The organism is Roseivirga sp. (assembly GCF_965216855.1).
Classification (GTDB): domain Bacteria; phylum Bacteroidota; class Bacteroidia; order Cytophagales; family Cyclobacteriaceae; genus Roseivirga.
On the sequence record NZ_OZ244204.1, the window covers coordinates 2,091,900 to 2,117,485 of the forward strand.

The window sequence follows — 25,586 nt, forward strand, 5'->3', positions numbered from 1 at the left end:
CAAGATGATTCTCTCTCTGAATGACGCTTAATCTTGCTTTTTCAGTCCTGCCACCTCTTTCTTCAATTCCTTATTCTCAGTCTCCAGATTCTCAAGTCTCTTATTCTGTTCGATGACATATAAGGTTAGCTCTTCAATTTTCTTGAGTAAAGTAGCTTCCATATCTCCCAGGTCCAATCCATTAGCTTCTACTTCCTTAGCAGAGGGTACTTCAGGTAGATGTTGATTTTGTTGAATGAATTGCTCCAGCTCGTCTAGGCTTCTCAGTTTAAAGTTGGGAGAGAAGACATAGTCTGGCCAGTCTGTTCCGGCAACAGATACTCTGACTTTCTTGGCCAGTATAGTGCCGTCAACGGAGAGTTTTTCAGTGGGTGATGTGGTTCCAATGCCAACATTGCCATCAGGATGAATTATCATCCTATTCTCCAGATTTGTATCATAGCTGGACTTGGTTCTAAAGACCAGGCCTGTTGTATGTTTTCCTGGAGAAATAGCTCCTCTGATTTCCGCATTTTTATTTCCATGTTGGTGCTTGAAAACCAAGGCGTTGTTCAGAAGAGTGAGAGTTGAGGGAGAATTATAATATTGATTATCTGGGTGGAAGACCAAAATATTTCCATCGACAGTTAATTTTTCAGCAGGCGAAGTAGTGCCAATGCCAACATTGCCGGCATTGATATAAGAAACAGAAGTTGATTCGGCTGCAAATCTGATTAAGGAACTACCCTGATCATATAATTCTAATAAACCCCTGTCAATATTTGAGGCACTACCTAGATTTCCAAGGTAGGCTACTTTGCCCAAAGATGATTCGACTCTTAGCCCTTCCAATGCATTAGATGCTCTAACCGTCAACTTGTTCGAAGGTGAGGGTGTGCCAATACCTATATTTCCTGACTCGGTAATTCTTAAAAGCTCTCCTGAAGAACCAGTACCCCCAGAATAAATCCTCCAAGCATCTGAATCAAACCTTAGGGTGGTTAAGCTGGCAGACCCTCTTTCTAATTGTTGTCCAATATTGGTGTCAATATTCCCTAAGATATTCGATGAATGAATACTTCCTATGACGGCCAATTCTCTGGATGGATTAGAGGTACCGATTCCAACAGGGCCACTTGAATAATAAATATTACTTCCGTTGGTGCTCCACTGAGCAAATGAGTTTGAGCAAATTAGGGTTAATAAGAGTGTTGTAAAAAGTATCTTTTTCATAATGGTTGTATTTATTGTTGGTTATTGGTTTGAAGTTACATAACTCAGAGTGAATCCTGAGGATTCGGGTGAAGCAAAGAACCTCCTGGTTACGGTGCAATAATTGGGAGATTCTTCGGTCGCACATTTCTGATTATCATCGAAATGTTCTTCCTCTGAATGACGATTAGCCCAGCAGCTCAGCAAATACAGCCTGTGCACTGTAAATTCTATTCTTGGCCTGTTGCAGGTGAATTGCATTGGGTCCATCTAATATTTCATCCTTGATGACCAAACCTCTCCTTACTGGCAAGCAATGCATTACTTTGGCATTGTTGGTTAAGGCTAGTTGTTCACTACCAAAACTCCAGCTTTCATCCTGATTCAGGATCTGACCATATTGGTGGTAAGAAGACCAGTTCTTCACATAGACAAAGTCGGCACCCTCGAGGGCCCTGGCCTGGTTGTACTCTACAGGTACGGATTCAGCAAATTGACCTGCCAATTCATACCCCTCAGGATGAGTAATCGTCAAATCCACCGGTGCTGCTTTCATCCACTCCACAAATGAATTAGGCACAGCCTGAGGTAATGCTTTTACGTGGGGCGCCCACGTTAGTACTACCTTCGGTCTTTCCTTTTTGTCCCAGTGCTCAGCTATGGTCATCCAATCGGCTAAACTTTGGAGTGGATGCAACGTGGCACTTTCCAGGCTTACCACCGGAAGACCTGAGTACTTAATGAATGCATTGAGCAATTGCTCGGAGTAATCCAGCTCACGGTCCTTCAGCTCAGGAAAAGTTCTCACTCCCAAAACATCGAAGTACTGCCCCATTACCCCAGCTGCTTCTTTAATGTGTTCGGCTTTGCTACCATTCATCTTCACTCCGTCCTCAAACTCCAAGGCCCAGCCATCTTTTCCTATATCAAGCACAATGGCCTCAGCTCCCAGATTTTGAACAGCAATCTGAGAACTTAACCTGGTCCTTAGGCTTGGGTTAAGAAATATGAGACCTACCTTTTTCCCTCTGGCAAAATCAGGATTAAAAGGGTTAGCTTTTAAGGCAAGGGCCTTTTGAACCAATGCCACCGGGTCTTCTACATCTTTTACGGAGGTGAAGTTTTTCATTTGACTAATTCAGTTCTTGCTTAAGTGCAGTTAAAAAATGTTCCAGCTCTTCACGACTTACGGCCAATGAAGGCAGGAGTCGCATCGTATTTTTATCACCCGCTGAACCGGTGAATATCTTGTGGTCAAAAAGAAGTTTTTTCCTAAGATCAGCCACGGCAAAATCAAAGCTTAAGCCTAGCATTAGCCCCATTCCTCTCACCTCCTTGATTTGAGAAATCTGCTTGAGTTCATCAATCAACCAATCACCTAAGGTCTTGGCATTGTCCATCAGGTTTTCCTGCTCAATCACTTCCAATACCGCAAGTGCTGCTGCACAAGCCAGGTGATTACCTCCGAAGGTAGTACCCAGCATACCATGCCACGGCTCAATATGTGGAGCGATCAAAACCATTGCCACAGGGAAACCATTGCCAATTCCTTTGGCCAGGGTAATCACATCGGGTTGAATACCGCTATGCTGATAGGCGAAAAATTTGCCTGAGCGACCTGCACCTGATTGAACTTCGTCCATAATCAATAAAGCACCCGCCTCTTTACAAAGAGCTGAGACCTGCTGCAGATACTCATTGTCTGGCACATAGATACCTGCCACTCCTTGCATACCTTCTATGATGACAGCAGCGGTTTGATCATCCAATTCTGCTTTAAGTGCATTGATATCATTCATCGGCACAAAAGCTACCTCATGATCAGCATTGAATGGGGCTACAATCTTAGGATTATCTGTAGCCGCTACGGCTCCTGAAGTACGACCATGAAAGGCCTGTTTCATGGCTATAACTTTCTTTCTGCCGGTGTGAAAAGAAGCTAATTTCAGCGCGTTTTCATTGGCTTCAGCTCCGGTGCTACATAGGAAAAGCTGATAATCTTCGCAGCCGGAAACTTTCCCCATCTCGTCTGCCAACTCCTGCTGAACTGAGTTCTGTACAGCATTGGAATAGAAACCGAGGGTATTTAATTGATCTGTCAGGCGCTTCACATAATGCGGATGGGTATGACCGATTGATATAACGGCATGACCTCCATAGAGATCCAGATACTCAGTTCCTTCCTTATCCCATAGTTTCGAACCGAACCCCTTCACAGGTTCAATATCATAGAGGGGATATACATCGAATAATTTCATCTTCTTGCTTGTTGTCGTCATTCCCGCATAGGCGAGAATCTCTCCGTTCATTATTAAGATCCCCGTTTTCACGGGGATGACGTGTTATAGTTATTGTTCTACAGGAAGGGGCTCAAAAAGCACTTCCTTTCAATTTCAATCCGGTGGTTTCGTCCAGCCCGAACATCAGATTCATATTCTGAACCGCCTGGCCCGAAGCTCCTTTGAGCAGGTTGTCAATGGCCGACTGAACCATCAGGTAGCCATTGTGCATCTGCAAATGGATAAAGCATTTATTAGTATTCACCACTTGCTTTACGTCTAGAGGGCTATCGGTCACCCAGGTAAAAGGGTGGTCTTCATAATACTCCTTATAAACTCTGATGGCTTCTTCTAATGGCCACTCACAATACTGGTAAGCGGATACCAATATCCCCCTGGTAAAATTCCCGCGATATGGAACAAAGTTGATATTGTTCTCATACCATGGCTGATACTGCATCAAAGACTTCCTGATTTCTGCAAGATGCTGATGCTGAAATTCCTTATAGGTAGATATGTTGTTATTTCTCCAGCTGAAATGAGTCGATTCAGAAGGCATGACACCCGCTCCAGTAGACCCGGTAGTTCCTGAAACATGCACCTCCTTTAACATACCATTGTGTGCGAGAGGAAGTAACGCCAGTTCAATGGCGGTAGCAAAACACCCCGGGTTAGCAACAAAGTTGGCGGACTTCGTTGCTTCTCTGTTCAGCTCAGGTAAACCATAAACCTTGCTATCGTCCAATCGATAATCATGTGCAAGATCGATGATTTTAACAGAAGCATTGACCTCATTCGACTCCATGAACTTTTTGGAATCGCCATGTCCCATACAAAGGAATAAAACATCAACATCACCGTGCCATTCTGGTACAAATGCCAGTTCTGTTTCTCCCAGCAAATCGCTATGTGAAGAGTAGAGCTTTTTACCGGCCTGACTTCGGCTTTGCACAAAGCTGATTTCGGCTTCGGGGTGATTGACCAATAGGCGGATCAGCTCTCCTCCTGTATATCCGGCACCTCCTATAATTCCTACCTTGATCATATTTCTTCTTCGTTGACCTGATGGTAAATAGCATTCTGGTTACCGAAGATTTTCGCGAAGCCTCTTACATCATCACCCGTCCATGACTTATTCATTTCACCATAGTGACCGAACTTGGCTGACATCAGATCGTGTGGTGATTCAATACCATTAATCTGATACCTGTATGGGAACAAAGTGAGGAATACATCGCCAGACACATTACGTTGTGTACTTTGCATCATAGCTTCCAGGTCACGCATGACCGGATCAAGAAACTGTCCTTCATGCAACCAGTTACCATAGAAAGCGGAAACCTGATCTTTCCAGTAAATCTGCCACTTGCTAAGCACATGTTTTTCCAGTGCCTGATGCGATTTGATAAGAAGAACACTGGCCGCTGCCTCAAAACCTACACGTCCTTTAATACCAATGATGGTGTCTCCCACGTGAATATCCCGGCCAATACCGAAAGGACCTGCTATCTTTTCAAGAGCAAGAATAGCTTCCGCAGGTTGATCATAATACGTTCCATTAATGGCTTTTATCTCTCCTTTTTCAAAAGTCAGTTTAATGTCCTCGGAAGCTGTTTTAGTGACTTGGGTTGGGAATGCCTCTTCCGGCAAATAACCATTGGAGCTAAGCGTTTCTTTTCCTCCCACCGAGGTACCCCAAAGTCCTTTGTTAATGGAATAAACAGATTTGGTAAAGTCAAAATCAACGCCTTTAGCTTTTAGGTACTCAATCTCAGCCTCTCTCGAAAGCTGCATATCACGAATTGGGGTGATGATCTCAGCCTCTGGCATAAAGGTCTGGAAAATCATATCGAAGCGCACCTGATCGTTACCGGCTCCTGTACTTCCATGAGCGATGGCTTTAGCACCAAGTTCTTTAGCATATTGAGCAATGGCAACCGCTTGCGAAACACGCTCTGCACTTACCGAAAGTGGATAAGATCCATTTTTGAGGATGTTACCGAAGATGAGAAAGCGAACCACTTTGTGGTAGTAATTATCGGTCTCATCAATGGTCTTGTGGGATTTAACACCTAAACTGATAGCCCTTTCTTCAATTCTCTTTATCTCGTCACTATCAAATCCTCCGGTATTCACCACTACAGAGTGTACTTCCAATCCTTTATCTTCAGAGAGGTACTTAACACAATAGGAAGTATCCAATCCCCCACTGAATGCCAGTACTACTTTATTATTTTCCATTGTCTTTCTTCTTTTTTCTTTCGTCAATTTTCAGGAGTACACTCTTCTTGAATTTAATCCAGCGTTCAAATAATTTGAGGTCTTTATCGAGCTCTCTTTCTGTCCAGGCAGTCCTTTTTGGCTTGGCATTTTTCTCCCAGGCCGGGTTATACAGCATGGCAGTACAAATACAGTTCTTCCTATTTTTGGCGGTGAGAATATCATAATTCACACAGGTTTTACAGCCAGCCCAGAAATCATCATCCTGCGTAAGCTCTTCATAGATCACAGGCTTGTAACCTAATTCAGAGTTAATCTTTAACACCGCAGCTCCTGTGGTAAGACCAAAGATTTTAGCCTCGGGGAATTTCTTTCTAGAGAGTTTGAAGACCTCCGACTTAATGCGTTTAGCAAGACCATGTCCTCTGAATTCAGGATTGACAATTAGGCCAGAGTTGGCAACAAACTGCCCATGGCTCCAGACCTCGATGTAGCAAAATCCTGCCCATGTGCCATCCTGTGCGTAGGCAATTACGGCCTTACCTTCATCCATTTTTCTGGAGACATATTCCGGTGTTCTCCTGGCAATACCAGTTCCCCTTTTAGCTGCCGAAGAAGCAATTTCATCTACTATGATCTGTGCATAGTGAATGTCATCTGAGGTGGCCGGTCTGATTGTAAATTTTAATTCCATTTTGGGTTATGATCAAATCTAAGCCTGAATACAGACTAAGGTTGAAATTCAATAAGATTAAACTAAGAAATATAGGTTAAGAAGTCACCACGTAAGTGACCTAAAGAATAGAGGCGACTAGCGCCTATTTTGCCTTATGGCTAAAACAGTCCTCACACCTCTAACAAAAAGAGGGGCTCCGGGTGGGGTTACTATATGAGCTGTTTTCAACATTGAGGGGACAAAGGAAATAGAAATTCCGGAATGTGCAAATGCCGTTGATAAGAAATTAGAAAATAATAGATAACCGATTATTGATGTCTACTATTCTTATTGCTAAAATTCATTTACTACATTCATCTAAACAATAAACCTTATGAAAAAGTCAATTTATTTTCTATTAATTCTTTTCTCCCCTACCCTGATATTTGCTCAAAGCACTCAAATTGGTTCAAGTCCGATTTACTATAATTCCGGTAATGTAGGGATAGGCACTGTTAACCCAACTTTCCTTTTTCATTTAGAAAGTTCGGCAACAACAGGAATGATATTGCATACAAACTCTTCAAACAATACCTCCAGAATATATTTTAAAGGACAAAGAGAAACCATAGGAACCTCAAGTCACTTCATCGGTACCGAGGGAGTGGGGAATTATAACTTCGAAGTTAATATTGACGAAAATTTCTTGATAAAAACAAACTCTGTCGAACGATTTAGAGTGACTGGTAATGGAAAAGTTGGGATTGGAACTGATTCACCTGATTCCAAATTAAGAATTGATGACACTTATTCCCTTTTGAGATTTGAGGCGGTAGATGGTCAATTTCGCATTAGATCAACAAGACTTGCTGGTTATTCCTTTTCTGATTTATTACTATCATCTCAACAAAATATTATCCTATATCCCGATGGAAATGGGACGGCTTACTCTGGTGGGGGTAATGTTGGAATTGGGACCACATCGCCAACTGAAAAACTCTCTGTAGATGGGACTGTATTAGCAAAAGGAGTAAGAGTTTCAACAGCAGGAGGTGACTGGCCGGACTATGTCTTTACCCCTAGCTTTAAATTAAGAACCTTGAATGAGTTGGAGGCTTTTATTATGGAAAATCAACACCTGCCCGAAGTACCATCGGCCAATGAGATCAAGACAAAGGGACAGGATTTAGGAAAAATTCAAACAATTCTTTTAAAGAAGATTGAAGAACTGACCCTATATCTAATTGACGAGAATAAAGAAAAGGAAGCCTTGAAAAGGGAAAACCAGAAACTCAAAGACCTACTATTGAGTTTGAAGCAAGACGTTGAAATTCTAAAAGGTAAATTGAATTAGTTCACTTTGTTTTAAAAAACAAAGTCAATATCCTCATGAGGAAATAACCGGCAAAAGGCAGCAATGGTGTCACCGTAGTGTAGACCCACCAAAACCGGGAAGAAGCGTCCTGACCACTAAAGCTGGCCGACCAATTGCCTGTCAATAAGAAAGAAACCGGAATCCAGAGAACGCCCAATACCAGGCTGGCCAGTACACAAATTCTAAAAGCCATTTGTGGGACCTGATGAATTTTTCGGGTGGTTCTGATGAGTAAAAAATTCAGGGGGAAAAGCACAAAAAGGATGGCTGTCATCAGGTTACCCCAAGGCATACTTCCTTCACCTGCTATGGGCATACTGAGAAGAGGTGAAGCGGTTGCCAAAGAGGTGATCACAAACATCTGGATCAGAATAGAGGCAAGAAAGAAGTATTTGATTCGTTTATTGGTCATCTTTAACTTCAACTTTAGAACAATGAACAAAGCTAACACACTTTTGCTGGCATTCCTCCTGGTTTCTCTTCCTTCGCTTGCTCAAAAGAAGACCCCTAAAATTCCAGAAATTCTTTCCAAGGATCACTGGGCATATATTCCATGCCAGACAGGTGAAAATGGGTTTTACATGGCCAAATTTGAGACCAGAGCTGGAGATTATAGAAAGTTTTATAGTCTTATGGGTCAAGAGAACAAAGACTATTCTCCTGAAGTGAGTGTTTGGAATTTTCGCGAAGGTCTTGATGAATCCAAACTTGAATATTACTACAAGCACCCAGCTTTCGACAACTATCCAATTGTTGGTGTAGACTTAAATGATGCTATGGCTTATGCAGCCTGGCTTACGACAGAATATAATAACCAACCGAAACGTGAGTTTGAGAAAGTCCTTTTCCGCTTGCCAACTGAGCAGGAATGGGAATGGGCAGCTCGTGGAGGTAATGATATTGCTCCTTTTCCCTGGGGTGGTCCTTACATTAGAAACTCCAAAGGCGAGGTATTGGCTAACATCCTTCGGGTGAGTGACACGAATATCATCAGCCAGGTTCAGGACAATGGATCGATTGAATTTAGCCTTGCTCAAGAACAGATGGATGAAGTTAACCCTACCAGCTATACCAGCCCTGTCAATCAATTCATATCAAATCCTTATGGCCTATTTAATATGAGTGGCAACGTGAGTGAAATGACTACTTCACTTTATGCTGAAGGGCAAACTTCAACTGTGGCGAAAGGAGGAAGTTATCTGCAAACACCTTATTGGGCAATGATCAGTTCTCGACAAGAGTTTTCAAAGCCAACTGCTTACACTGGCTTTAGGTTGGTAATGGAGGTGGTTGAGAAATAGTTTTATGTAATAGATAATCCTCCTCTGTCCTTCGGACATCTTCTCCCAAGGAGAACATTCGTGCAAGGCTTGGCCTACTTGCGTGGTGGATAAACCTTACCACTTAAAACCTCAAATTTTTAACTAACCCCCAATCCACTCTGCTACGAACAGGTTGGTATCTCTTGTCCCACCATTGTTTCTGTTCGAGGAAAAGACAATGTATTTGCCATCATTGGAGAAAACCGGAAATGCATCGAAAGTCTCATCATGTGTGATTCGGGTTAAACCGGTTCCATCAATGTTAATCATATACAGGTTGAAAGGGAAACCACGGGTAGCGGTGTGGTTACTGGCAAAAATGATTTTTTCACCTGAAGGATGAAAAAACGGTGCCCAGTTGGCCTGCCCCAGATCAGTCAGCTTTTTAAGGTCACTTCCATCAGCATTGCAGATGTAAAGTTCCATGTCAGTTGGCTTAACCAGTCCATCTGCTAATAGGTCCTGGTACTCTTTAATCTCCTCCTCTGTTTTTGGTCTGGAAGAACGGAAAATCAGCTTGGTTCCGTCAGGAGAGAAAAAAGCGCCACCATCATAGCCCAACTCATTGGTAATCTGCTTTACATCTGTGCCATCAATATTCATCGTAAACAATTCGAGATCGCCTGTTCTCATTGAGGTAAAGACGATTTTATCGCCCTTCGGAGAAACGGTGGCTTCGGCATCATATCCAGGATTGTCGGTCAATTGCTTGATGATGTTTCCGTCCAAATCGGCAGTGAAGATGTCAAAGCTTGGATAGATTGGCCATACATACTTGCCATCGGCTCTTGGTTCCGGTGCTGGAGGACAATCCTCTCCACCCAAATGGGTAGAACCATAAACTATAGTCTGATTATCTGGCAGGAAATAAGAGCAAGTCGTTCTTCCCATGCCCGTGCTCAGCATCTCAGGCTTATTATTCTTTAAATCATCGTTACGCCAATCAGTCACAAAAATCTGGTCACAGTTGACACCCCATGCACTGTAATCACTCTGAAAAACCAGGTGCTTATCATCGAAACTCCAATAAGCCTCCGCATTATTCCCCCCAAACGTGATTTGTTTGATGTTCTTCAGGTACTTCATCTCTTCAGGATGCAGCAGTAAAGAATCTGTAGCAGAACGAGATTCTACGATTGAGTTGGAACTTTGCTGCTTCCCACAAGAAAAAAGGGCTAATACAATAACTAGAAGGAAATACTGCCTCATTATTAGAAAGTTTCGATAATGGCGCGAAGATAATCATTATTATCTTTGAGCTAAATTTAACCACCATGAAGAAGTTTTTAGCACTCCTGTTCGTATCTGCATTTTTAGCATCCTGCACAGATTTCACCACCGACAAGGAATTGATGACTGGCCTGAAAGAAGATATCAGCTATTTGGCGAGTGATGATCTGGAGGGTCGTGCCATTGGAACTGATGGTGAGATTCTGGCTGCCAGATACATTGCTGATCAATTCAAGGCCATCGGTTTAGAGCCAAAAGGTTCAGACAAATATTTTCAGGTGTTCAGAGTAAACAAGCCCACCAATCCTCATGAGCAGGCAGTGATTGGAAGCAGTGGAGAAGGAATCAGTGGTCGCAACGTGGTAGGCTATATCGATAATGGGGTGCCTTACACTATTGCCATTGGGGCACATTACGATCACCTCGGCTATGGTAATGAAGGTTCACTTTATCGTGGGGAGCCTACTATACACAATGGAGCCGATGATAATGCCAGCGGAACTGCCGCATTGATTCAACTAGCAAGAATTCTGAAAGAGAAGAAATCAAACTACAATTATCTGTTCATCGCGTTTTCAGGAGAAGAGAATGGGCTGTGGGGTTCTAACTACTATTCTAAAAACAGCACTGTTTCTACGGACAGTATCAACTATATGATCAACATGGACATGGTGGGCAGACTTAAGAAAGAAAATACGCTAGCCATCAATGGGGTAGGGACCAGTCCTGTCTGGAATGATATTTTAGACAAAATCAATTATGACTCACTAAAGCTTGTTACTTCAGAGTCGGGAGTTGGACCTTCGGACCATACCTCATTCTACTTACAAGATATTCCGGTGCTTCATTTCTTCACCGGGCAACACGAAGACTACCACAGACCATCAGATGATGCTGACAAAATCAACTATTCCGGTATGATCAAAGTAATTCGCTACATCGAAAGACTCATTGACAGGCTGGACGATAAAGAAAAACTGGCCTTTACCAAGACGAAAGACGACTCTGGTAACTCACCAAGGTTTACGGTGTCACTGGGTGTTGTACCCGATTACCTGTATGACGGTACAGGAATGCGTATAGATGGCGTTACCGAAGGTAAACCAGCTGCCTCAGCCGGTATGCAGAAAGGGGACATTGTGATGAAGCTGGGCGACTCCACCATTGTTGACATGATGAGCTACATGAGGGCGCTTGGCGCTTTTGAAGCAGGTGATGAAACAACAGTCGAGTTCAAACGTGGAGAGGAAACCAAGTCGAGCAAAATAAAATTCTAGACCCCGGTAAGTGAAATTCCTATTCCACACCTTACTGGAATTCTTAAAAGATAAACACTACAGAAGTTTATTAGGCGCCTCCATGTTTATCCTTTTTGGCGGGGCCCTGGTCTACAGTTATCTGGAAGGCTGGTCTTATCTGGACTCACTTTATTTTGCCGCAATTACCCTAAGTACAGTTGGCTATGGAGATTTCTCTCCACAAACTGATGGAGGAAAGGTCTTTACCATCATCTACATTGGTATAGGAGTCGGCCTGATCCTTACTTTCATCAACACCGTCTACCAGCATTTCCAGCAAACCAGGAAAGAATACACCAACCTTCTGAAAGGAAAATCCAAAAAATAGTCAGCTCGGGAACTATTATCTAGAACGATCGTTCTGTTATCATTCAATCATTTTTGGAACAATCATTCTAAAATAAAATCATGAGCAAATTAAACAACAAAGTTGCCGTAATTACAGGCGGAAGCACCGGTATTGGACTTGCCAGTGCTAAAACATTCCTTGAGGAAGGAGCCAAAGTGATTATTACAGGACGCACCAAAGAGACGCTGGATGCTGCCGTGGCAGAAATCAACAACCCGAATCTCAAGGCCATTCAGTCCGATACATCTAAGCTGGCTGATATTGACAGTTTAGTTGAAGAAGTAAAGGCCGACTATGGCCAGGTAGACATTTTGTTTGCCAATGCAGGTATTGCATGGTTCGCCCCAATCGGACAAAGTGATGAAGCCTTTTTCGATACTCACTTTAACATCAATGTAAGAGGCCTTTTCTTCACCATACAGAAGTTCCTGCCTATTTTCAATGATGGTGGATCGATCGTATTGAATGCCTCAGCCGTCATTCACAAAGGATTTGAAAACAGCTCGGTTTACTCTGCTACCAAGGGGGCTGTAAGAAGCTTCGCAAGAACGTTATCATCAGAACTCGCTCCAAGAGGAATCAGAGTGAACACTGTTAGCCCTGGGCCAATTGAGACTCCTATCTATGGTAAAATGGGTATGACTGAAGACCAGTTGAAAGGTATGGCCGAAAACTTCACCAACATTGTACCACTTAAGAGGTTCGGTACTGCTGCCGAAGTATCAAAAGCGGTCTTATTCCTTGCCTCAGAAGACTCATCATATGTGGCCGGTGAAGAGATTCTGGTTGATGGCGGTATAGCAACAATCTAAAATTTCATATTTTAGAACGATCAGTCAATCGAAGATCGTTATGGCCAGGAAGAAGAATTTTGATGAAGGTGAAGTATTGGAGAAAGCTTTACAACTCTTCTGGAAGAAGGGATATAATGCCACCTCCATTCAGGATCTGGTTGATGAATTAGGAATCAATCGTGCCAGTATTTATGATACCTGGGGCGACAAGCATCAACTATATGTTGCCGCTCTACAGCGCTATCGTCAAAACTCATCTTCCTGGCTGCTTAATCAAATTCGCTCGGACAAACCTGCCTCTGAAATAATAGAGGCATTTCTCAATCATGTCATAGAAGACGTGATGCAAGACCACGACAAAAAAGGATGTTTTGTAGTCAACTCAACCACAGAATTGGCCAACCTGGATCCAGACATTCAAATGCTGGTTAGTGAAAACAAGCAGACTATTGAGAGAGTCCTGGCTGAACTCGTAAAAGAGGGTCAGGAAAGTGGAGAATTTAATACCAAACAGTCCGCACAAGCATATGCCCGCTTTATCTTCAACAATATCAATGGCTTAAGAGTAGTGTGCAAAACCTTTGCCTCGCGCGAGGAACTTCAGGAGGTGGTAGATATTACCATTAGATCATTAAAATGACATTTGTCAGTTTCTAATCTCATCTGAAATTCTATATTGCAATTCTATTTTTTAAGCTATGGCACGAGTTATTTCCTTTTTTATCGAACGCCATCAATTCCGTATACTGAGAATTTGTATTGGCATCCTCTTCCTCTGGTTTGGAGCCCTGAAGTTTTTCCCTGGACTAAGTCCGGCAGAATCATTAGCTACCCAGACCATTCAAATCATGACATTCAACTTAATGCCACAGGGCATGATTATGCCAAGTCTGGCCTTAATGGAAGTTGGTTTGGGTTTATTACTTGTTTTCTCCAGAGAATTCAAGCTGACTTTCTGGATCCTCTTTTTCCACATGTGCTGTACCATAATGCCTTTATTCATACTTACCGAAATCACTTTTAAAGATTTCCCATTTCAATTGACTATTGAAGGGCAGTACATAGTGAAGAACATTGTGATCATCAGTGCAGCATTCGTTCTGTTGTTCCAAAAGAAGAACAATCGAATCCATAATTAGGGAGTATTTTTAGAACTTTTCCTTCTTCATTTCATTTACTTAGTAATCAAACATTAATGCTTTGGAATACGATTTAGTAATTATTGGGGGAGGGCCAATCGGTTTGAATTGTGCCATTGAGGCCAAAAAGGCAGGACTGTCTTATGTTGTATTAGAAAAAGGGGTATTAGTGAACTCCCTCTATAATTTTCCAACCAACATGACCTTCTTTTCCACCTCCAACTTACTTGAAATTGGTGGGGTTCCTTTCATCGCACACAACGATAAGCCCACAAGAAGAGAAGCACTTGAATACTTCAGAAGAGTTCAGGAAAGCTGGGACCTGAACATCAAATTGTATACAGAGGTAAAAAGTATGAGTGAATATGATGGTGTGTATCAGGTACTAACGACCAAGGGGACTTTCACAGCATCACATGTTATAGTTGCTACCGGGTTTTATGATACGCCTCGTCTACTCCACATTCCCGGAGAGGAACTAAAGAAGGTCAAACACTTCTATGATGACCCTCATCCTTATGTAGATCAAAAAGTTCTGGTCATTGGTGCTGCCAACTCAGCTTGCGATGTGGCATTGGAGACCTATTATAAAGGCGCTGAGGTAACTATGGCTATCAGAGAAGGGGAAATCTATCCTAAAGTCAAATACTGGATCAGGCCAAATATTGAAAATCGCATCAAGGAAGGGAGCATCAAGGCCTACTTCAACACTACCGTAAAAGAAATAAGACCCCATGAAGTAGTTCTCCAAACCCCTGATGGAGACATAACCATAGAAAATGATTTTGTTCTGGCTATGACGGGATACATGCCAAACTATCAGTTATTCGAGTCACTTGGCATACCGGTGACAGAAGATGAATTCAAAATCCCCGTCCATGATGAGCAAACGCTCGAGACTCCCTTGAAAGGCGTTTACGTTGCCGGGGTAATCAACTCAGGTCTTCAAACCAGTAAGCTCTTTATTGAAAACACCAGGGTACATTCAGAAATGATTATCCAGAGTATTCTCGCTGGCAAGGGTGAAGTAGCGGTTCACTAATTCATTCCAACTTCTTTGCTAGATTTGAGTTTCCATGGAGTATCAGATCAGCAGAAATACGAGCATAGTGAAGCAGTTAGCCCGACAACAGGGTTTTGATTTCTGTGGTATTTCACGGGCTGAATTCCTGGAAGAAGAAGCCCCGCGTCTGGAAAAGTGGTTGAAAAAAGGAGCTCATGGAAAAATGAGCTACATGGAGAATCATTTTGACAAACGCCTCGATCCTACTGTGCTGGTACCAGGCGCTAAATCAGTCATCTCACTTCTTTACAATTACTATCCCGATCAGGATTTCGCTGACGAATATCCTGAAAGTCCGAAATTGGCCAAATATGCCTATGGCAAAGATTATCACTTTGTCATTAAGGAAAAACTCAAAACCTTGTTTCAGGACCTGCAAGCTGAAATCGGCCATATCGAAGGCCGGGTCTTTGTAGATTCTGCCCCGGTAATGGAAAGGCAGTGGGCCGAAAAATCAGGCTTGGGGTGGCTGGGAAAAAACACGCTTTTGATTAATAAAGGAAGAGGCAGTTTCTTCTTCTTGGCAGAGCTGATCATTGATCTTGAGCTCGAGCCTGATGGCCCCATTAAAGACTATTGTGGTACTTGTACCCGGTGCATAGATGCCTGCCCTACGGATGCAATTACTCCCTATCAACTAGATGCCAGCAAATGCATCTCCTACCTGACTATTGAACTTAAGGACGGTATTCCAGAGGAGTTTAAAGACCATATGCAAAACTGGGCTTTTGGTTGTGATATCTGCCAGGATGTGTGCCCATGGAATCGATTCTCCATTCCGCATCAGGAACCGGCTTTTTTACCGCCTGAAGAACTTTTGCAGCTTTTTAACAATAATTGGCAAGATTTAACAGAAGAGGTTTTTGGCGCAGCCTTTAGAAAATCTGCGGTGAAAAGAACGAAACTGGAAGGACTGAAACGTAATCTGAAATTCCTTAAAAATAGTTAAGCCCATCTGGTTAGGATGGGCTGGTTAAATTTAGTTTTATTGCACTAATACGAACTGCTTTTCTATGATGGGCCCATAAATGTGGCCAAATTTGGCGTAACACCAGTTTTTCAGTTCCTGTAACTCATCTGATATGAGTGATTTAATCGCTTTTCTTAACTCCTTTTCGAAAAGGCGTTTATCGAAACTCACCTTAGCGAGAATAGTCTTGAAATATTCCAGCATGTTAAGAACGTTTTAGGGTTATGAATCTACTTTTTGTTCAGGTCGTACCTACCAATACGTAAGTCACATAATTCAGGTTATATGCTTTCAAAAATGCGTTTATCTTTGAAATACCATTTCCTGAATGGGTAACGAATATAATAAAAAAATATGAGAAATTTTCGGGGAATTTTGTCGGTCTTAGTCCTGATCACCTGCCTTTCTGCCAGCAGTTTCGCACAGGAAATTACGGTACAACTGGGTGAAGATGAGGTAGGCATGAATGAGCTCTTTACCATCACCGTTACTATCACCAATGAGTCGATAAAAAACTACACTGACTTCCCTAACATTGAAGGCTTTGCCAAAAGGGGAACGTCATCTTCCAGTAAGACCAATATTGTCAATGGTCAGATCAGCTCTTCTCAAAGCATCACCCAGAGGTACCTGCCTTTGGAAGAAGGTACCTATACGCTCGAGGCATTCACCATGGAAATCAATGGTACTGAAATCAGCTCACAGGGAAAGACCATCAAAGTAACACCTCCCGTAGAGAGAAGATCAAACTCGCGCAGAAGATACGACCCTTTTGCCCGTGACCCATTCGATGATCTTTTCGGTAGAAATAAGAGTGAACCAGAATTTGTGGATGTAGAAGAAGATGCCTTCCTGGCACTCACTACTGATAAAAATGAAGTATATGTGGGTGAAGGCTTCACCACCACATTTGCCTTTTACGTTGCGGACGCGAACAGAGCTCCGCTTCAGTTCCACGAAGCTGGAAAACAACTTTCAACTATCCTAAAGGACCTGCGTCCTGAGAACTGTTGGGAAGAAAATTTCAACATCGAGAATATTTATGGGGAAAGGGTAACCATTAATGGAAAGAATTATACCCGATATAAGATTTACCAGGCCACCTATTATCCGCTCAATTTAGAGCCTGTTGTATTTCCTTCAGTTCCTTTTGAAATGATCAAGTACAGAGTTGCCCGCTCTCCTTCATTCTTTGGCCGTGACAGACAAGAAGACTTCAAAACCTTCAATACCAAAGAAAAGACAGTAAGGGTTAAAGCACTTCCTCCCCACCCACTCAAAGACAAAGTAGCAGTAGGTAACTTTGAGTTAGATGAAAAGATCAATACCTACAGTGTAGAGACTGGCGAAAGCTTCTCTTACGAGTTCAATATTTATGGAGAAGGTAACATCTCCGGGATTCCTGATCCTACTATCCCTGATAGCAAGGTGATGGACATTTATCCGCCAAACATCGCTCAGGACATCAATAGAGGAGCTGGCAGAGTGACCGGTTCCAAGAAGTACAGCTATTTTGGAATTCCGAATGAGCCCGGTGAATATGATCTGAAAGACTTCTTTAGCTGGATTTACTTCAACCCAGAAACAGCTAAATACGATACCCTGAAATCAGAGATCAAGCTTGAGGTTACCGGAGAAAGCAAACAAAACGTATCCATTTCCTCCACAGATCTGGGCTCTTTCTACGATAATATTGACATTGCTGCCAATGAATTGCAAAGCCTGAAGAAGAATAATACTACCCAGATTATCGCCAATTTGTTGATTATTGCTATGTTGGGCGCTGCAGCGTTTTTGTTCTTCAAAAAGTAATGGGAAGTAGTTTCGGAAATTTATTCAGGATTCACACTTACGGTGAATCTCATGGCAAAGCATTAGGTGTGGTAATTGACGGCTGTCCAGCTGGTCTTTCGATTGATGAATCCTTTATTCAGTCCGAATTGGACAGAAGAAAACCAGGTCAGTCTAAAATTACCACGCAGAGAAAAGAGGCTGATGAATTCGAAATTGTATCCGGAGTATTTGAAGGAAAATCAACCGGAACTCCTATCAGTATCATCATCCGAAACGGTGATCAGAGAAGCAAAGACTATAGCCATATAGCCAATAAGTTTCGTCCATCTCATGCAGACTATACTTTCCATGCCAAATACGGGATAAGGGACTACCGTGGAGGTGGTCGCTCATCGGCTCGTGAAACTGTGGCTCGTGTAGCAGCCGGAGCTGTGGCTAAACTTCTATTGCAACATTACGGGATCAGCTGCCAGGCCTATGTATCACAAGTGGGTAAACTGAAGCTTGAAAAACCTTATCAGGAGCTTGATCTGTCAGAGGCAGAAAACAACATTGTTCGTTGTCCTGACCCTCAGACAGCCGAAGCCATGATCGAACTGATCGATCAAACACGTAAGGAAAGAGACACCATTGGTGGAATTGTTACCGGAGTCATAAAAGGTACTCCTGCCGGATTAGGCGAACCTGTGTTTGACAAGCTACATGCCGAATTGGGTAAGGCCATGCTGAGCATTAATGCGGTAAAGGGCTTCGAATACGGTAGCGGTTTTGATGGCATTCAGATGAAAGGGTCTGAACACAACGATGCATTCTATCAAGCTGAGGATCAGGTGAAAACGCGGACCAACTTGTCTGGAGGTATCCAAGGTGGTATCAGCAACGGTGAAGACATCTACTTTAACGTGGCCTTCAAGCCAGTGGCTACCATTATGCAAGATCAGGAGAGCATCAACGAAGCCGGAGAAACAGTGACTGTATCAGGAAAAGGTCGTCACGACCCTTGTGTCGTACCCCGTGCTGTCCCTATTGTTGAAGCAATGTCAGCTTTGGTTATTGCCGATTATTTGCTAATTAGCAGGTCAAATCGACTTTAAAAAACCCTCACTTTCAGGTCATGAAGAAACTACCTTTGCACGTCAAAATCATGATTGGTTTACTGGCCGGAGTCATCTGGGCATTCCTATCAAGCTCACTCGGCTGGAACCAATTCACCATTGATTGGATAGATCCATTCGGACAGATATTTATCAGAATGCTGAAATACATTGCAGTGCCATTGGTATTGTTCTCTATTATCAGTGGAATATCCGGACTGAAAGACATGTCCAAACTTGGCCGTATGGGAGGCAAAACCTTAGGCTTCTACATGGTGACTACGGTAGCCGCTGTTGCTGTTGGTTTACTATTGGTTAATGTCATCAAACCCGGCACCCTGATTGACGAGGAACAAAGAATTAGAAACAGGTTACAATACGAGGCCTGGGTGGCAGAAACTGATGGAGTTGAAATTCTTGATGGTAAGAACCTGATGTCTGACCCTCAATACAGTCACCTCTACGAAAGAGAAGAGATGTCAGAGGACGATATGAAGATGGTGGCGGAGAAACAGGCTGCCGCCTCAGAAAACAAAGACGCAGGACCTCTTGCTTTCCTTGTTGATATGGTTCCTTCCAACATTGTGCTCTCATTAAGTAATGACAAGCTGATGTTACAGGTCATTTTCTTCGGTATCTTTTTTGGTATCTGTATGGCCGCTCTGCCTGGTGATAAGGTAGCCGGTTTAGAATCATTCGTCAATGGAGCCAATGAAGTCTTCCTAAAGATGGTAGACTATGTAATGAAGGCTGCTCCTTTCTTTGTATTCTGCCTGTTGGCAGGTGTCATCGCCAAGATGGCCGACACTCCGGCACAGGTATTTGAAATCTTTAAAGGACTGGCTTCTTATTCGGTGACTCTGGTAGCTGGCTTATTATTCCTGATCTTTATTTTCTATCCAATAATTATCAGGTCATTTGTTAAGTCTTTAACCTACAGAAAATTCTTCCAGAAGGTAAGCCCGGCCCAGTTCCTGGCTTTTTCTACCAGTTCCAGCGCGGCAACTCTGCCTGTGACGATGGAGTGTGTAGAAGACAACCTGGGAGTATCTAAGAATGTATCAAGCTTTGTCTTGCCTATCGGGGCTACGGTCAATATGGATGGCACCAGCCTTTACCAGGCCGTTGCGGTTGTCTTTATGGCACAGCTTCACATGGTTGACCTCACAGTTGCGCAACAGCTTACTATTGTATTGACAGCAACTTTAGCATCTATTGGTAGTGCTGCTGTACCTAGTGCAGGTTTGGTAATGATGATTGTGGTTTTACAATCTGTAGGGCTTAATCCGGCCTGGATTGCCATCATCTTCCCTGTCGATCGTCCACTGGATATGTTAAGAACAGTGGTAAATGTTACGGGTGACACAGTGGTTTCAACCTTAGTGGCTAAAACTGAGGGAGAATTAAAAGAAGACTAAGAACTAATCTTATACCTTTGCAGTTAAGTTAACTGCGCAAAAGAAAGTGGATATGAGACCTGTTAATATTTATATGGAAGCCAACCCGAACCCAAACTCTATGAAGTTTGTGGTTAACTTCATGCTTCTGCAAGACGGAGTCAGCTTTGATTACCCTAATGTCGAATCTGCAGAACAGTCACCTTTGGCTCAGGAATTATTCAAATTACCTTATGTAGACCGGGTTTTCTACATGAGCAACTTCGTTACTGTTACTAAAAAAGAAGAGGTAGAATGGCAGGAGATTCAGGAAGAAATCAAATCTGTAATTAAGCCATACCTGGAAAATGAAAAACCTCTGATTCTGGAAGAATTAGATAAAGATCCTCTTTTCGATGAGAACGATTCTGAAGTGGTAAAGAAAATCAAAGGGATTCTTGATGAATACATTCGTCCTGCAGTAGAGCAAGATGGAGGAGCTATCGGTTTCTCTTCTTTCGCTGATGGCATTGTGACGGTAAACCTCCAGGGTTCATGCAGTGGTTGCCCTGCCTCTACTGTGACATTGAAGAATGGCATTGAGAACTTACTTAAGCAAATGCTTCCTAATGAAGTAAAGGAAGTAGTGGCCGAAGAAGGATAAAAAATATTTAACCCAATGAAAAAGCCCTCCGAAAGAGGGCTTTTTTTATGGTTGTTTGTTGTTCTTATCCATTCATTGAAACCAGGAACTCGTTGTTGTCTCTTGTTCCTTTCATTCTGTCTAGTAAGAATTCCATAGCCTCTACCGAGTTCATGTCTGCCATGAACTTGCGTAGGATCCAGACCCTTTGAAGTTCCTCTTTGCTCATGAGCAAATCTTCTCTTCTGGTACCTGAAGCCGGAACATCGATAGCAGGATATACTCGCTTGTTTGAAAGCTTTCTGTCCAACTGCAACTCCATGTTACCTGTTCCTTTGAATTCTTCGAAGATTACCTCGTCCATTTTAGAACCAGTCTCGATCAAAGCAGTAGCGATGATTGAAAGTGAACCTCCGTTTTCTACGTTTCTGGCAGCACCAAAGAATCTTTTCGGCTTATGCAATGCATTGGCATCAACACCACCGGAAAGGATTTTACCTGATGAAGGTACCACTGTATTGTAAGCTCTTGCCAAACGGGTTATGGAATCGAGCAAGATCACCACATCGTGACCGCACTCAACCATTCTTTTGGCTTTCTCCAGCACAATGTTCGACACTTTTACGTGACGCTCTGCCTGCTCGTCAAAAGTTGAAGAAATTACTTCAGCTTTTACACTACGGGCCATATCTGTCACTTCCTCAGGACGCTCATCGATCAATAAGATAATGAGGTAACACTCAGGGTGGTTTTCAGCAATGGCATTCGCGATTTCTTTGAGCAATACTGTTTTACCAGTTTTTGGCTGCGCCACAATCATACCCCTTTGTCCTTTACCAATTGGAGCAAACATGTCCAAAATTCGGGTAGACATTAAAGAAGGCTTAGTGCTCAGCTTTAATTTCTCATCAGGGAAAAGTGGTGTAAGGTATTCAAATGCTACTCTGTCTCTGATTTCTTCTGTAGTCTTTCCGTTTACAGATTCCACTCTAAGTAGAGCAAAGTATTTTTCTCCTTCTTTCGGTGGTCTGATCTGACCTTTAACAGTATCACCTGTTTTTAGTCCGAAAAGTTTAATTTGAGATGGAGAAACATAGATATCATCAGGGCTGGCAAGGTAGTTATAGTCTGAAGAGCGAAGGAAGCCATAGCCATCCTGCATCATCTCTAAAACACCTTCGTTTTCAATCAGTCCATCAAAATCCTTGATGTTCTGGTTGTACTCCTGCTTCTTGTTTCTTCGGTGATCTTTTCTCTCACCTTTTTCTTGCTTTTCCTGTCTTTCAGGCTTTTCCTGCTTATCACCAGCAGCTTTCTTTTCCTCTTTTGGCTGCGGCTTCTCAGAATCAGATTTTGGCTCCGGAGTAGCGTCAGCAGCCCCTGCATCGGCAGAGTCAGTAACGTTTTCTCTTCTCGGACGTCTTTTCGACTTATCCTGAGCTGGTTTTCTCTTTTCCCTAGGTTGTTTTTCTGGTGTGCTTTCTTCTTTAGATTCAGGTGCTTTTTCTTCAGCTTTGCCTGAATCAGCCTTCTTAGGTAATTTCTCGTCTGGTGTAATGGCTTGCTGATCGAGGATAGCGTAGATGAGATCTTGCTTGTTCAGCTTTTTGAAGTTCTTTACACCAAGATTTTCAGCAATTTCTTTCAATTCTGAAAGAAGTCTGAGCTTCAGTTCTTCGATGTTATACATAAATGAATTTATTGGGAATCTCCTCGGAGAGGCAGATTATAAAAATGATTTCGGTTAAAAGAATTGTAGTTAGAGATGACTTTTGGAATGCTTCCTATCATCTTAAGGACACACAATATTAGACCAAACATTTAAACTCTCAAAATTTAGCACTTCTTTTTCTTCTTATAGCGGCTTTTATAGCCGTTTTGGCACTTTTTATTCAGTTGAAATAGATAATTTAGCGGCCTAAATTGAAATTGAATGCTTCAGGTAAACAACATTATTGCTGAAAAAGACAGGTACGTTGCAGGACTGCAAAAAAGAAACATTGCGAATGCGACTGAGCTGCTGGATGAGGTCATTAAACTTGACGAAGAAAGAAAGAGTACACAGCAGGAACTGGATTCCAATCTATCTGAAGCCAACAACATAGCCAGACAAATCGGTGCCTTAATGAAAGAAGGCAAAAAGGAGGAAGCCGAAAAGGTAAAGGCCCGTACGGCTGAGCTTAAACAACTCAACAAAAACCTTAGCGACAAACTCAACGAAATTCAGGCAGCACTTACTCAAAAGCTGTACAACATTCCTAATGTTCCTAATGATTCTGTTCCGGCCGGCAACAGTGATGAGGACAATGAAGAAATTAAAAGAGTAGGAGAAATCCCTCAAATGCCTGATGGTGCTCAACCCCATTGGGATCTGATTAAAAAATATGACATCATAGATTTCGATCTGGGGATTAAAATTACAGGAGCAGGCTTCCCGGTATATAAAGGTAAAGGCGCCAGACTTCAGAGAGCGCTGGTAAACTTCTTCCTCGATGAAGCAGTGAAGGCTGGCTATGCTGAAATTCAACCACCTATTGTCGTAAATGAAGCCAGCGGCTATGGCACTGGCCAGTTACCTGATAAAGAAGGTCAGATGTACCATATTGGGGAAGAGAACCTGTATCTTATCCCGACAGCCGAAGTACCTATTACTAACCTTTACAGAGATGTTATTCTCAACGAGCAGGACCTCCCCGTTAAGAATGTGGGATTCACACCTTGTTTTAGAAGAGAAGCAGGAAGCTGGGGAGCTCATGTGAGGGGACTGAATAGGCTGCATCAGTTTGATAAAGTAGAAGTAGTACAGGTAAGAAAACCGGAGGAGTCTTATCAGGCACTGGAAGAAATGTGCGCTCACGTAGAGCACCTCCTTTCCAGTCTAAACTTACCTTTTAGAATTCTGAGGCTTTGTGGTGGAGATTTAGGCTTTACCTCAGCCATTACCTTTGATTTTGAGGTGTATTCTGCCGCACAAGGCAAATGGTTGGAGGTAAGCTCTGTTTCAAACTTCGAAACCTATCAGGCCAACCGCCTGAAGCTTAGGTATAAAGATGACCAAAAGAAATCTGTGCTTTTACACACCCTCAATGGAAGTGCAATGGCGTTGCCTAGAATTATGGCCGCTATTCTGGAAAATAATCAGGACGCTGACGGTATCGCCATACCTGAGGTGCTGCATAGCTATACCGGGTTCGAGCGTATTTAATTGGCAGGTTCAGAAAGTGAGGACATTACCACAGCCTAAAAGGGTAGTGGAATAATCCTTATTTTGTCAGAGTAGTCCATAAAACCAAACTGAAAATGAAGATTCGTAAAGGAGTTAAGGCAGACCTGCCTCAGGTATTAGAATTAATTCATGAGCTTGCCGTTTATGAAAAAGCTCCTGATGAAGTGGAAATTACGCTCGAGCAGTTGGAGCAAGATGGCTTTGGTGATAAACCTGTATACGAGTTTTTCGTGGCAGAAAATGACAAAGAGATTGTAGGCATTGCCCTTTACTATTTTCGTTACTCCACCTGGAAAGGCAAGGCGGTTTATCTTGAAGACCTGGTTGTTAGAGCTTCTCATCGAGGCAAGGGCTACGGCCAGCTATTATTAGATGCCATAATCCATGAGGCTAAGCGCACCAACTCAAAGCAAGTGAGATGGCAGGTACTTGATTGGAATGAACCGGCTATTAAGTTTTATCAGAAGCTAGGGGCTGAGCTTGATGAAGAGTGGGTCAACTGCACGCTCAATGCCAGACAAATAGAAGCTTACTAAACCTTCTCTAGTAAAGTCCTGAAGGCCGCAAACTGATTTGGGAACTTCAGATGGTGCTTTTGCTGTAGCTCCGGTGCAAAAGCGGCAAGATAGAGCTCTACATGTTTCATGCTCTCTGCAAAATACTGAACGCTGTATGATGAAGACTCAGGATCCTCTGTATTCAGCACTTTGAAAAACTTGTGATCTACAAACTGATTGGTCTCCAGCACCTCAGGGATATGGGTTTCCTTCATCCAAACTACCCAATCCTGCTCTACTCTTTTGTCAATTGCAACTGTCACGTTATATAGAATCATTCTTTTGCGGTTTGACCCAAAATTAAGGCTTATTTTTGACGAAACATTTCCCCAGCTCCAGAGTTTTGATGCTTATGCTACCTCAGATTGACCGTCTGCCTTTCGTAAATCAAAAAAATGCCTTCTACCTGATTCTTGCCATGCACCTCGCTGGTGCCATTGGACTAAGCTTTCCTCAGACCCGTGAGCTTTTTCAAATGCTTACACCTTTAAACCTGCTCGCTACTGCAGCAATTGTCTTGCATTTCGAAAAGGAGAAGTCGGTCCGCTACATTCTTTTCATTATGACTGTATTTCTGATGGGCTTCTTTGTCGAAGTAGCGGGTGTGAAAACCGGTGCTATCTTCGGTTACTATACTTATGGGCCCACTTTAGGGCCTAAGTTTTTAGACGTACCATTGGCGATTGGTATCAACTGGGTCATACTTATCTACTCTACTAATCTACTCGCCAGAAATGTGACCAAAAGCAAGTATTATCCAATTCTCCTGGGAGCGGTATTAATGACTGCTATTGACATTATCATAGAACCGGTTGCTGTCAAATTCGATTTTTGGACCTGGGAGTCTTCCTATATCCCCATCCGAAATTATGTTGGTTGGTTTGTGGCCAGCCTCATCATGCATAGTTTCTTCACTTTTTTTATGCCAAAAGCAAACAATCCTCTGGCTATTAGACTTTTGTATATACTGATCGGCTTTTTTATAGCTTTGAATTTTATTTAAAGTTGAAG

Annotated in this window: 27 protein-coding genes; 16 read left to right on the forward strand and 11 right to left on the reverse strand. The window is 42.7% G+C overall.

Annotation, left to right across the window (positions count from 1 at the left end; genetic code table 11):
- Positions 1-27: 27 nt before the first annotated feature.
- The 6 genes from ACOOEY_RS09460 to ACOOEY_RS09485 all read right to left on the reverse strand — a co-directional run bounded on the left by ACOOEY_RS09460 (position 28) and on the right by ACOOEY_RS09485 (position 6,384).
- On the reverse strand, positions 28-1,212 hold the full coding sequence (locus ACOOEY_RS09460; protein ID WP_420388429.1) for a hypothetical protein: 1,185 nt from the start codon (positions 1,210-1,212) through the stop codon (positions 28-30).
- A gap of 166 nt (positions 1,213-1,378) precedes the next feature.
- The gene (locus ACOOEY_RS09465) at positions 1,379-2,320 is read right to left on the reverse strand and encodes an N-acetylornithine carbamoyltransferase (RefSeq protein WP_420388430.1); all 942 of its coding nucleotides are present in this window, start codon (positions 2,318-2,320) and stop codon (positions 1,379-1,381) included.
- 4 nt (positions 2,321-2,324) lie between these two features.
- Positions 2,325-3,500: an aspartate aminotransferase family protein gene (locus ACOOEY_RS09470; protein WP_420388431.1), complete on the reverse strand. Its 1,176-nt coding sequence runs from the start codon at positions 3,498-3,500 to the stop codon at positions 2,325-2,327.
- Positions 3,501-3,561: 61 nt separating this feature from the next.
- The gene (argC, locus tag ACOOEY_RS09475; protein WP_420388432.1) at positions 3,562-4,515 is read right to left on the reverse strand and encodes an N-acetyl-gamma-glutamyl-phosphate reductase; all 954 of its coding nucleotides are present in this window, start codon (positions 4,513-4,515) and stop codon (positions 3,562-3,564) included.
- Positions 4,512-5,711 (reverse strand): argininosuccinate synthase, encoded by a 1,200-nt coding sequence (gene argG / locus ACOOEY_RS09480; protein ID WP_420388433.1) that lies wholly within the window; start codon positions 5,709-5,711, stop codon positions 4,512-4,514. Before argG ends, argC begins: the two co-directional genes overlap by 4 nt.
- Entirely contained in the window at positions 5,701-6,384 is a 684-nt protein-coding gene (locus ACOOEY_RS09485; protein ID WP_420388434.1) for a GNAT family N-acetyltransferase, read from the reverse strand. Before ACOOEY_RS09485 ends, argG begins: the two co-directional genes overlap by 11 nt.
- A 625-nt stretch (positions 6,385-7,009) precedes the next feature.
- Here ACOOEY_RS09485 and ACOOEY_RS09490 point away from each other — a divergent pair.
- The gene (locus ACOOEY_RS09490) at positions 7,010-7,699 is read left to right on the forward strand and encodes a hypothetical protein (protein ID WP_420388435.1); all 690 of its coding nucleotides are present in this window, start codon (positions 7,010-7,012) and stop codon (positions 7,697-7,699) included.
- A gap of 1 nt (position 7,700) precedes the next feature.
- On the opposite strand, the gene ACOOEY_RS09495 is transcribed toward ACOOEY_RS09490, so the two are convergent.
- The gene (locus ACOOEY_RS09495) at positions 7,701-8,132 is read right to left on the reverse strand and encodes a hypothetical protein (protein ID WP_420388436.1); all 432 of its coding nucleotides are present in this window, start codon (positions 8,130-8,132) and stop codon (positions 7,701-7,703) included.
- Between the two features lie 22 nt (positions 8,133-8,154).
- On the opposite strand from ACOOEY_RS09495, the gene ACOOEY_RS09500 reads away from it, so the two are divergent.
- Entirely contained in the window at positions 8,155-9,021 is an 867-nt protein-coding gene (locus tag ACOOEY_RS09500; RefSeq protein WP_420388437.1) for a formylglycine-generating enzyme family protein, read from the forward strand.
- Positions 9,022-9,144: 123 nt separating this feature from the next.
- Here the strand turns inward: ACOOEY_RS09500 and ACOOEY_RS09505 are convergent, their stop codons facing one another.
- Complete coding sequence (locus tag ACOOEY_RS09505) at positions 9,145-10,251, reverse strand: TolB family protein (RefSeq protein ID WP_420388438.1); 1,107 nt, start codon at positions 10,249-10,251, stop codon at positions 9,145-9,147.
- Between the two features lie 65 nt (positions 10,252-10,316).
- On the opposite strand from ACOOEY_RS09505, the gene ACOOEY_RS09510 reads away from it, so the two are divergent.
- The 7 genes from ACOOEY_RS09510 to queG all read left to right on the forward strand — a co-directional run bounded on the left by ACOOEY_RS09510 (position 10,317) and on the right by queG (position 15,864).
- Complete coding sequence (locus ACOOEY_RS09510) at positions 10,317-11,549, forward strand: M28 family peptidase (protein ID WP_420388439.1); 1,233 nt, start codon at positions 10,317-10,319, stop codon at positions 11,547-11,549.
- Between the two features lie 10 nt (positions 11,550-11,559).
- Positions 11,560-11,898, forward strand: a complete 339-nt coding sequence (locus ACOOEY_RS09515) for a potassium channel family protein (RefSeq protein ID WP_420388440.1) — start codon at positions 11,560-11,562, stop codon at positions 11,896-11,898.
- A gap of 80 nt (positions 11,899-11,978) precedes the next feature.
- Positions 11,979-12,731, forward strand: a complete 753-nt coding sequence (locus ACOOEY_RS09520) for an SDR family oxidoreductase (RefSeq protein WP_420388441.1) — start codon at positions 11,979-11,981, stop codon at positions 12,729-12,731.
- 40 nt (positions 12,732-12,771) lie between these two features.
- Positions 12,772-13,353, forward strand: coding sequence for a TetR/AcrR family transcriptional regulator (locus ACOOEY_RS09525; RefSeq protein WP_420388442.1), 582 nt, complete (start codon positions 12,772-12,774; stop codon positions 13,351-13,353).
- Positions 13,354-13,411: 58 nt separating this feature from the next.
- The gene (locus ACOOEY_RS09530) at positions 13,412-13,852 is read left to right on the forward strand and encodes a doxx family protein (RefSeq protein WP_420388443.1); all 441 of its coding nucleotides are present in this window, start codon (positions 13,412-13,414) and stop codon (positions 13,850-13,852) included.
- Between the two features lie 61 nt (positions 13,853-13,913).
- Positions 13,914-14,894, forward strand: coding sequence for a YpdA family putative bacillithiol disulfide reductase (locus tag ACOOEY_RS09535; protein WP_420388444.1), 981 nt, complete (start codon positions 13,914-13,916; stop codon positions 14,892-14,894).
- A gap of 34 nt (positions 14,895-14,928) precedes the next feature.
- On the forward strand, positions 14,929-15,864 hold the full coding sequence (queG, locus tag ACOOEY_RS09540; RefSeq protein ID WP_420388445.1) for a tRNA epoxyqueuosine(34) reductase QueG: 936 nt from the start codon (positions 14,929-14,931) through the stop codon (positions 15,862-15,864).
- Positions 15,865-15,900: 36 nt separating this feature from the next.
- Here queG and ACOOEY_RS09545 read toward each other — a convergent pair whose 3' ends face one another.
- On the reverse strand, positions 15,901-16,089 hold the full coding sequence (locus ACOOEY_RS09545; RefSeq protein WP_420388446.1) for a hypothetical protein: 189 nt from the start codon (positions 16,087-16,089) through the stop codon (positions 15,901-15,903).
- A 150-nt stretch (positions 16,090-16,239) separates the two neighbouring features.
- Between ACOOEY_RS09545 and ACOOEY_RS09550 the strand changes: the two genes are divergently transcribed.
- Genes ACOOEY_RS09550 through ACOOEY_RS09565 form a run of 4 tightly spaced genes read left to right on the forward strand, consistent with a single transcriptional unit; the run spans position 16,240 to position 20,813 of the window.
- Positions 16,240-17,697, forward strand: coding sequence for a BatD family protein (locus ACOOEY_RS09550; RefSeq protein WP_420388447.1), 1,458 nt, complete (start codon positions 16,240-16,242; stop codon positions 17,695-17,697).
- Positions 17,697-18,773, forward strand: coding sequence for a chorismate synthase (gene aroC / locus ACOOEY_RS09555; RefSeq protein ID WP_420388448.1), 1,077 nt, complete (start codon positions 17,697-17,699; stop codon positions 18,771-18,773). The genes ACOOEY_RS09550 and aroC overlap by 1 nt, the downstream gene beginning before the upstream one ends.
- Before the next feature lie 20 nt (positions 18,774-18,793).
- Positions 18,794-20,191 carry a dicarboxylate/amino acid:cation symporter gene (locus ACOOEY_RS09560; RefSeq protein ID WP_420388449.1) on the forward strand — a complete coding sequence of 466 codons (1,398 nt, stop codon included), beginning with the start codon at positions 18,794-18,796 and terminating at the stop codon, positions 20,189-20,191.
- Between the two features lie 52 nt (positions 20,192-20,243).
- Positions 20,244-20,813, forward strand: coding sequence for a NifU family protein (locus ACOOEY_RS09565; RefSeq protein ID WP_420388450.1), 570 nt, complete (start codon positions 20,244-20,246; stop codon positions 20,811-20,813).
- A 64-nt stretch (positions 20,814-20,877) separates the two neighbouring features.
- Here the strand turns inward: ACOOEY_RS09565 and rho are convergent, their stop codons facing one another.
- Entirely contained in the window at positions 20,878-22,482 is a 1,605-nt protein-coding gene (rho, locus tag ACOOEY_RS09570; RefSeq protein WP_420388451.1) for a transcription termination factor Rho, read from the reverse strand.
- Between the two features lie 243 nt (positions 22,483-22,725).
- On the opposite strand from rho, the gene serS reads away from it, so the two are divergent.
- Together serS and ACOOEY_RS09580 are read left to right on the forward strand one after the other, a co-directional pair.
- Positions 22,726-23,997: a serine--tRNA ligase gene (gene serS, locus ACOOEY_RS09575; protein WP_420388452.1), complete on the forward strand. Its 1,272-nt coding sequence runs from the start codon at positions 22,726-22,728 to the stop codon at positions 23,995-23,997.
- Positions 23,998-24,092: 95 nt separating this feature from the next.
- Positions 24,093-24,554: a GNAT family N-acetyltransferase gene (locus ACOOEY_RS09580; RefSeq protein ID WP_420388453.1), complete on the forward strand. Its 462-nt coding sequence runs from the start codon at positions 24,093-24,095 to the stop codon at positions 24,552-24,554.
- On the opposite strand, the gene ACOOEY_RS09585 is transcribed toward ACOOEY_RS09580, so the two are convergent.
- Positions 24,551-24,853, reverse strand: a complete 303-nt coding sequence (locus ACOOEY_RS09585; RefSeq protein ID WP_420388454.1) for a DUF4286 family protein — start codon at positions 24,851-24,853, stop codon at positions 24,551-24,553. The two genes, ACOOEY_RS09580 and ACOOEY_RS09585, sit on opposite strands and share 4 nt — an antisense overlap.
- Before the next feature lie 68 nt (positions 24,854-24,921).
- Here ACOOEY_RS09585 and ACOOEY_RS09590 point away from each other — a divergent pair, with 68 nt between their 5' ends.
- Positions 24,922-25,578, forward strand: a complete 657-nt coding sequence (locus tag ACOOEY_RS09590) for a carotenoid biosynthesis protein (protein WP_420388455.1) — start codon at positions 24,922-24,924, stop codon at positions 25,576-25,578.
- Positions 25,579-25,586 lie beyond the last annotated feature (8 nt).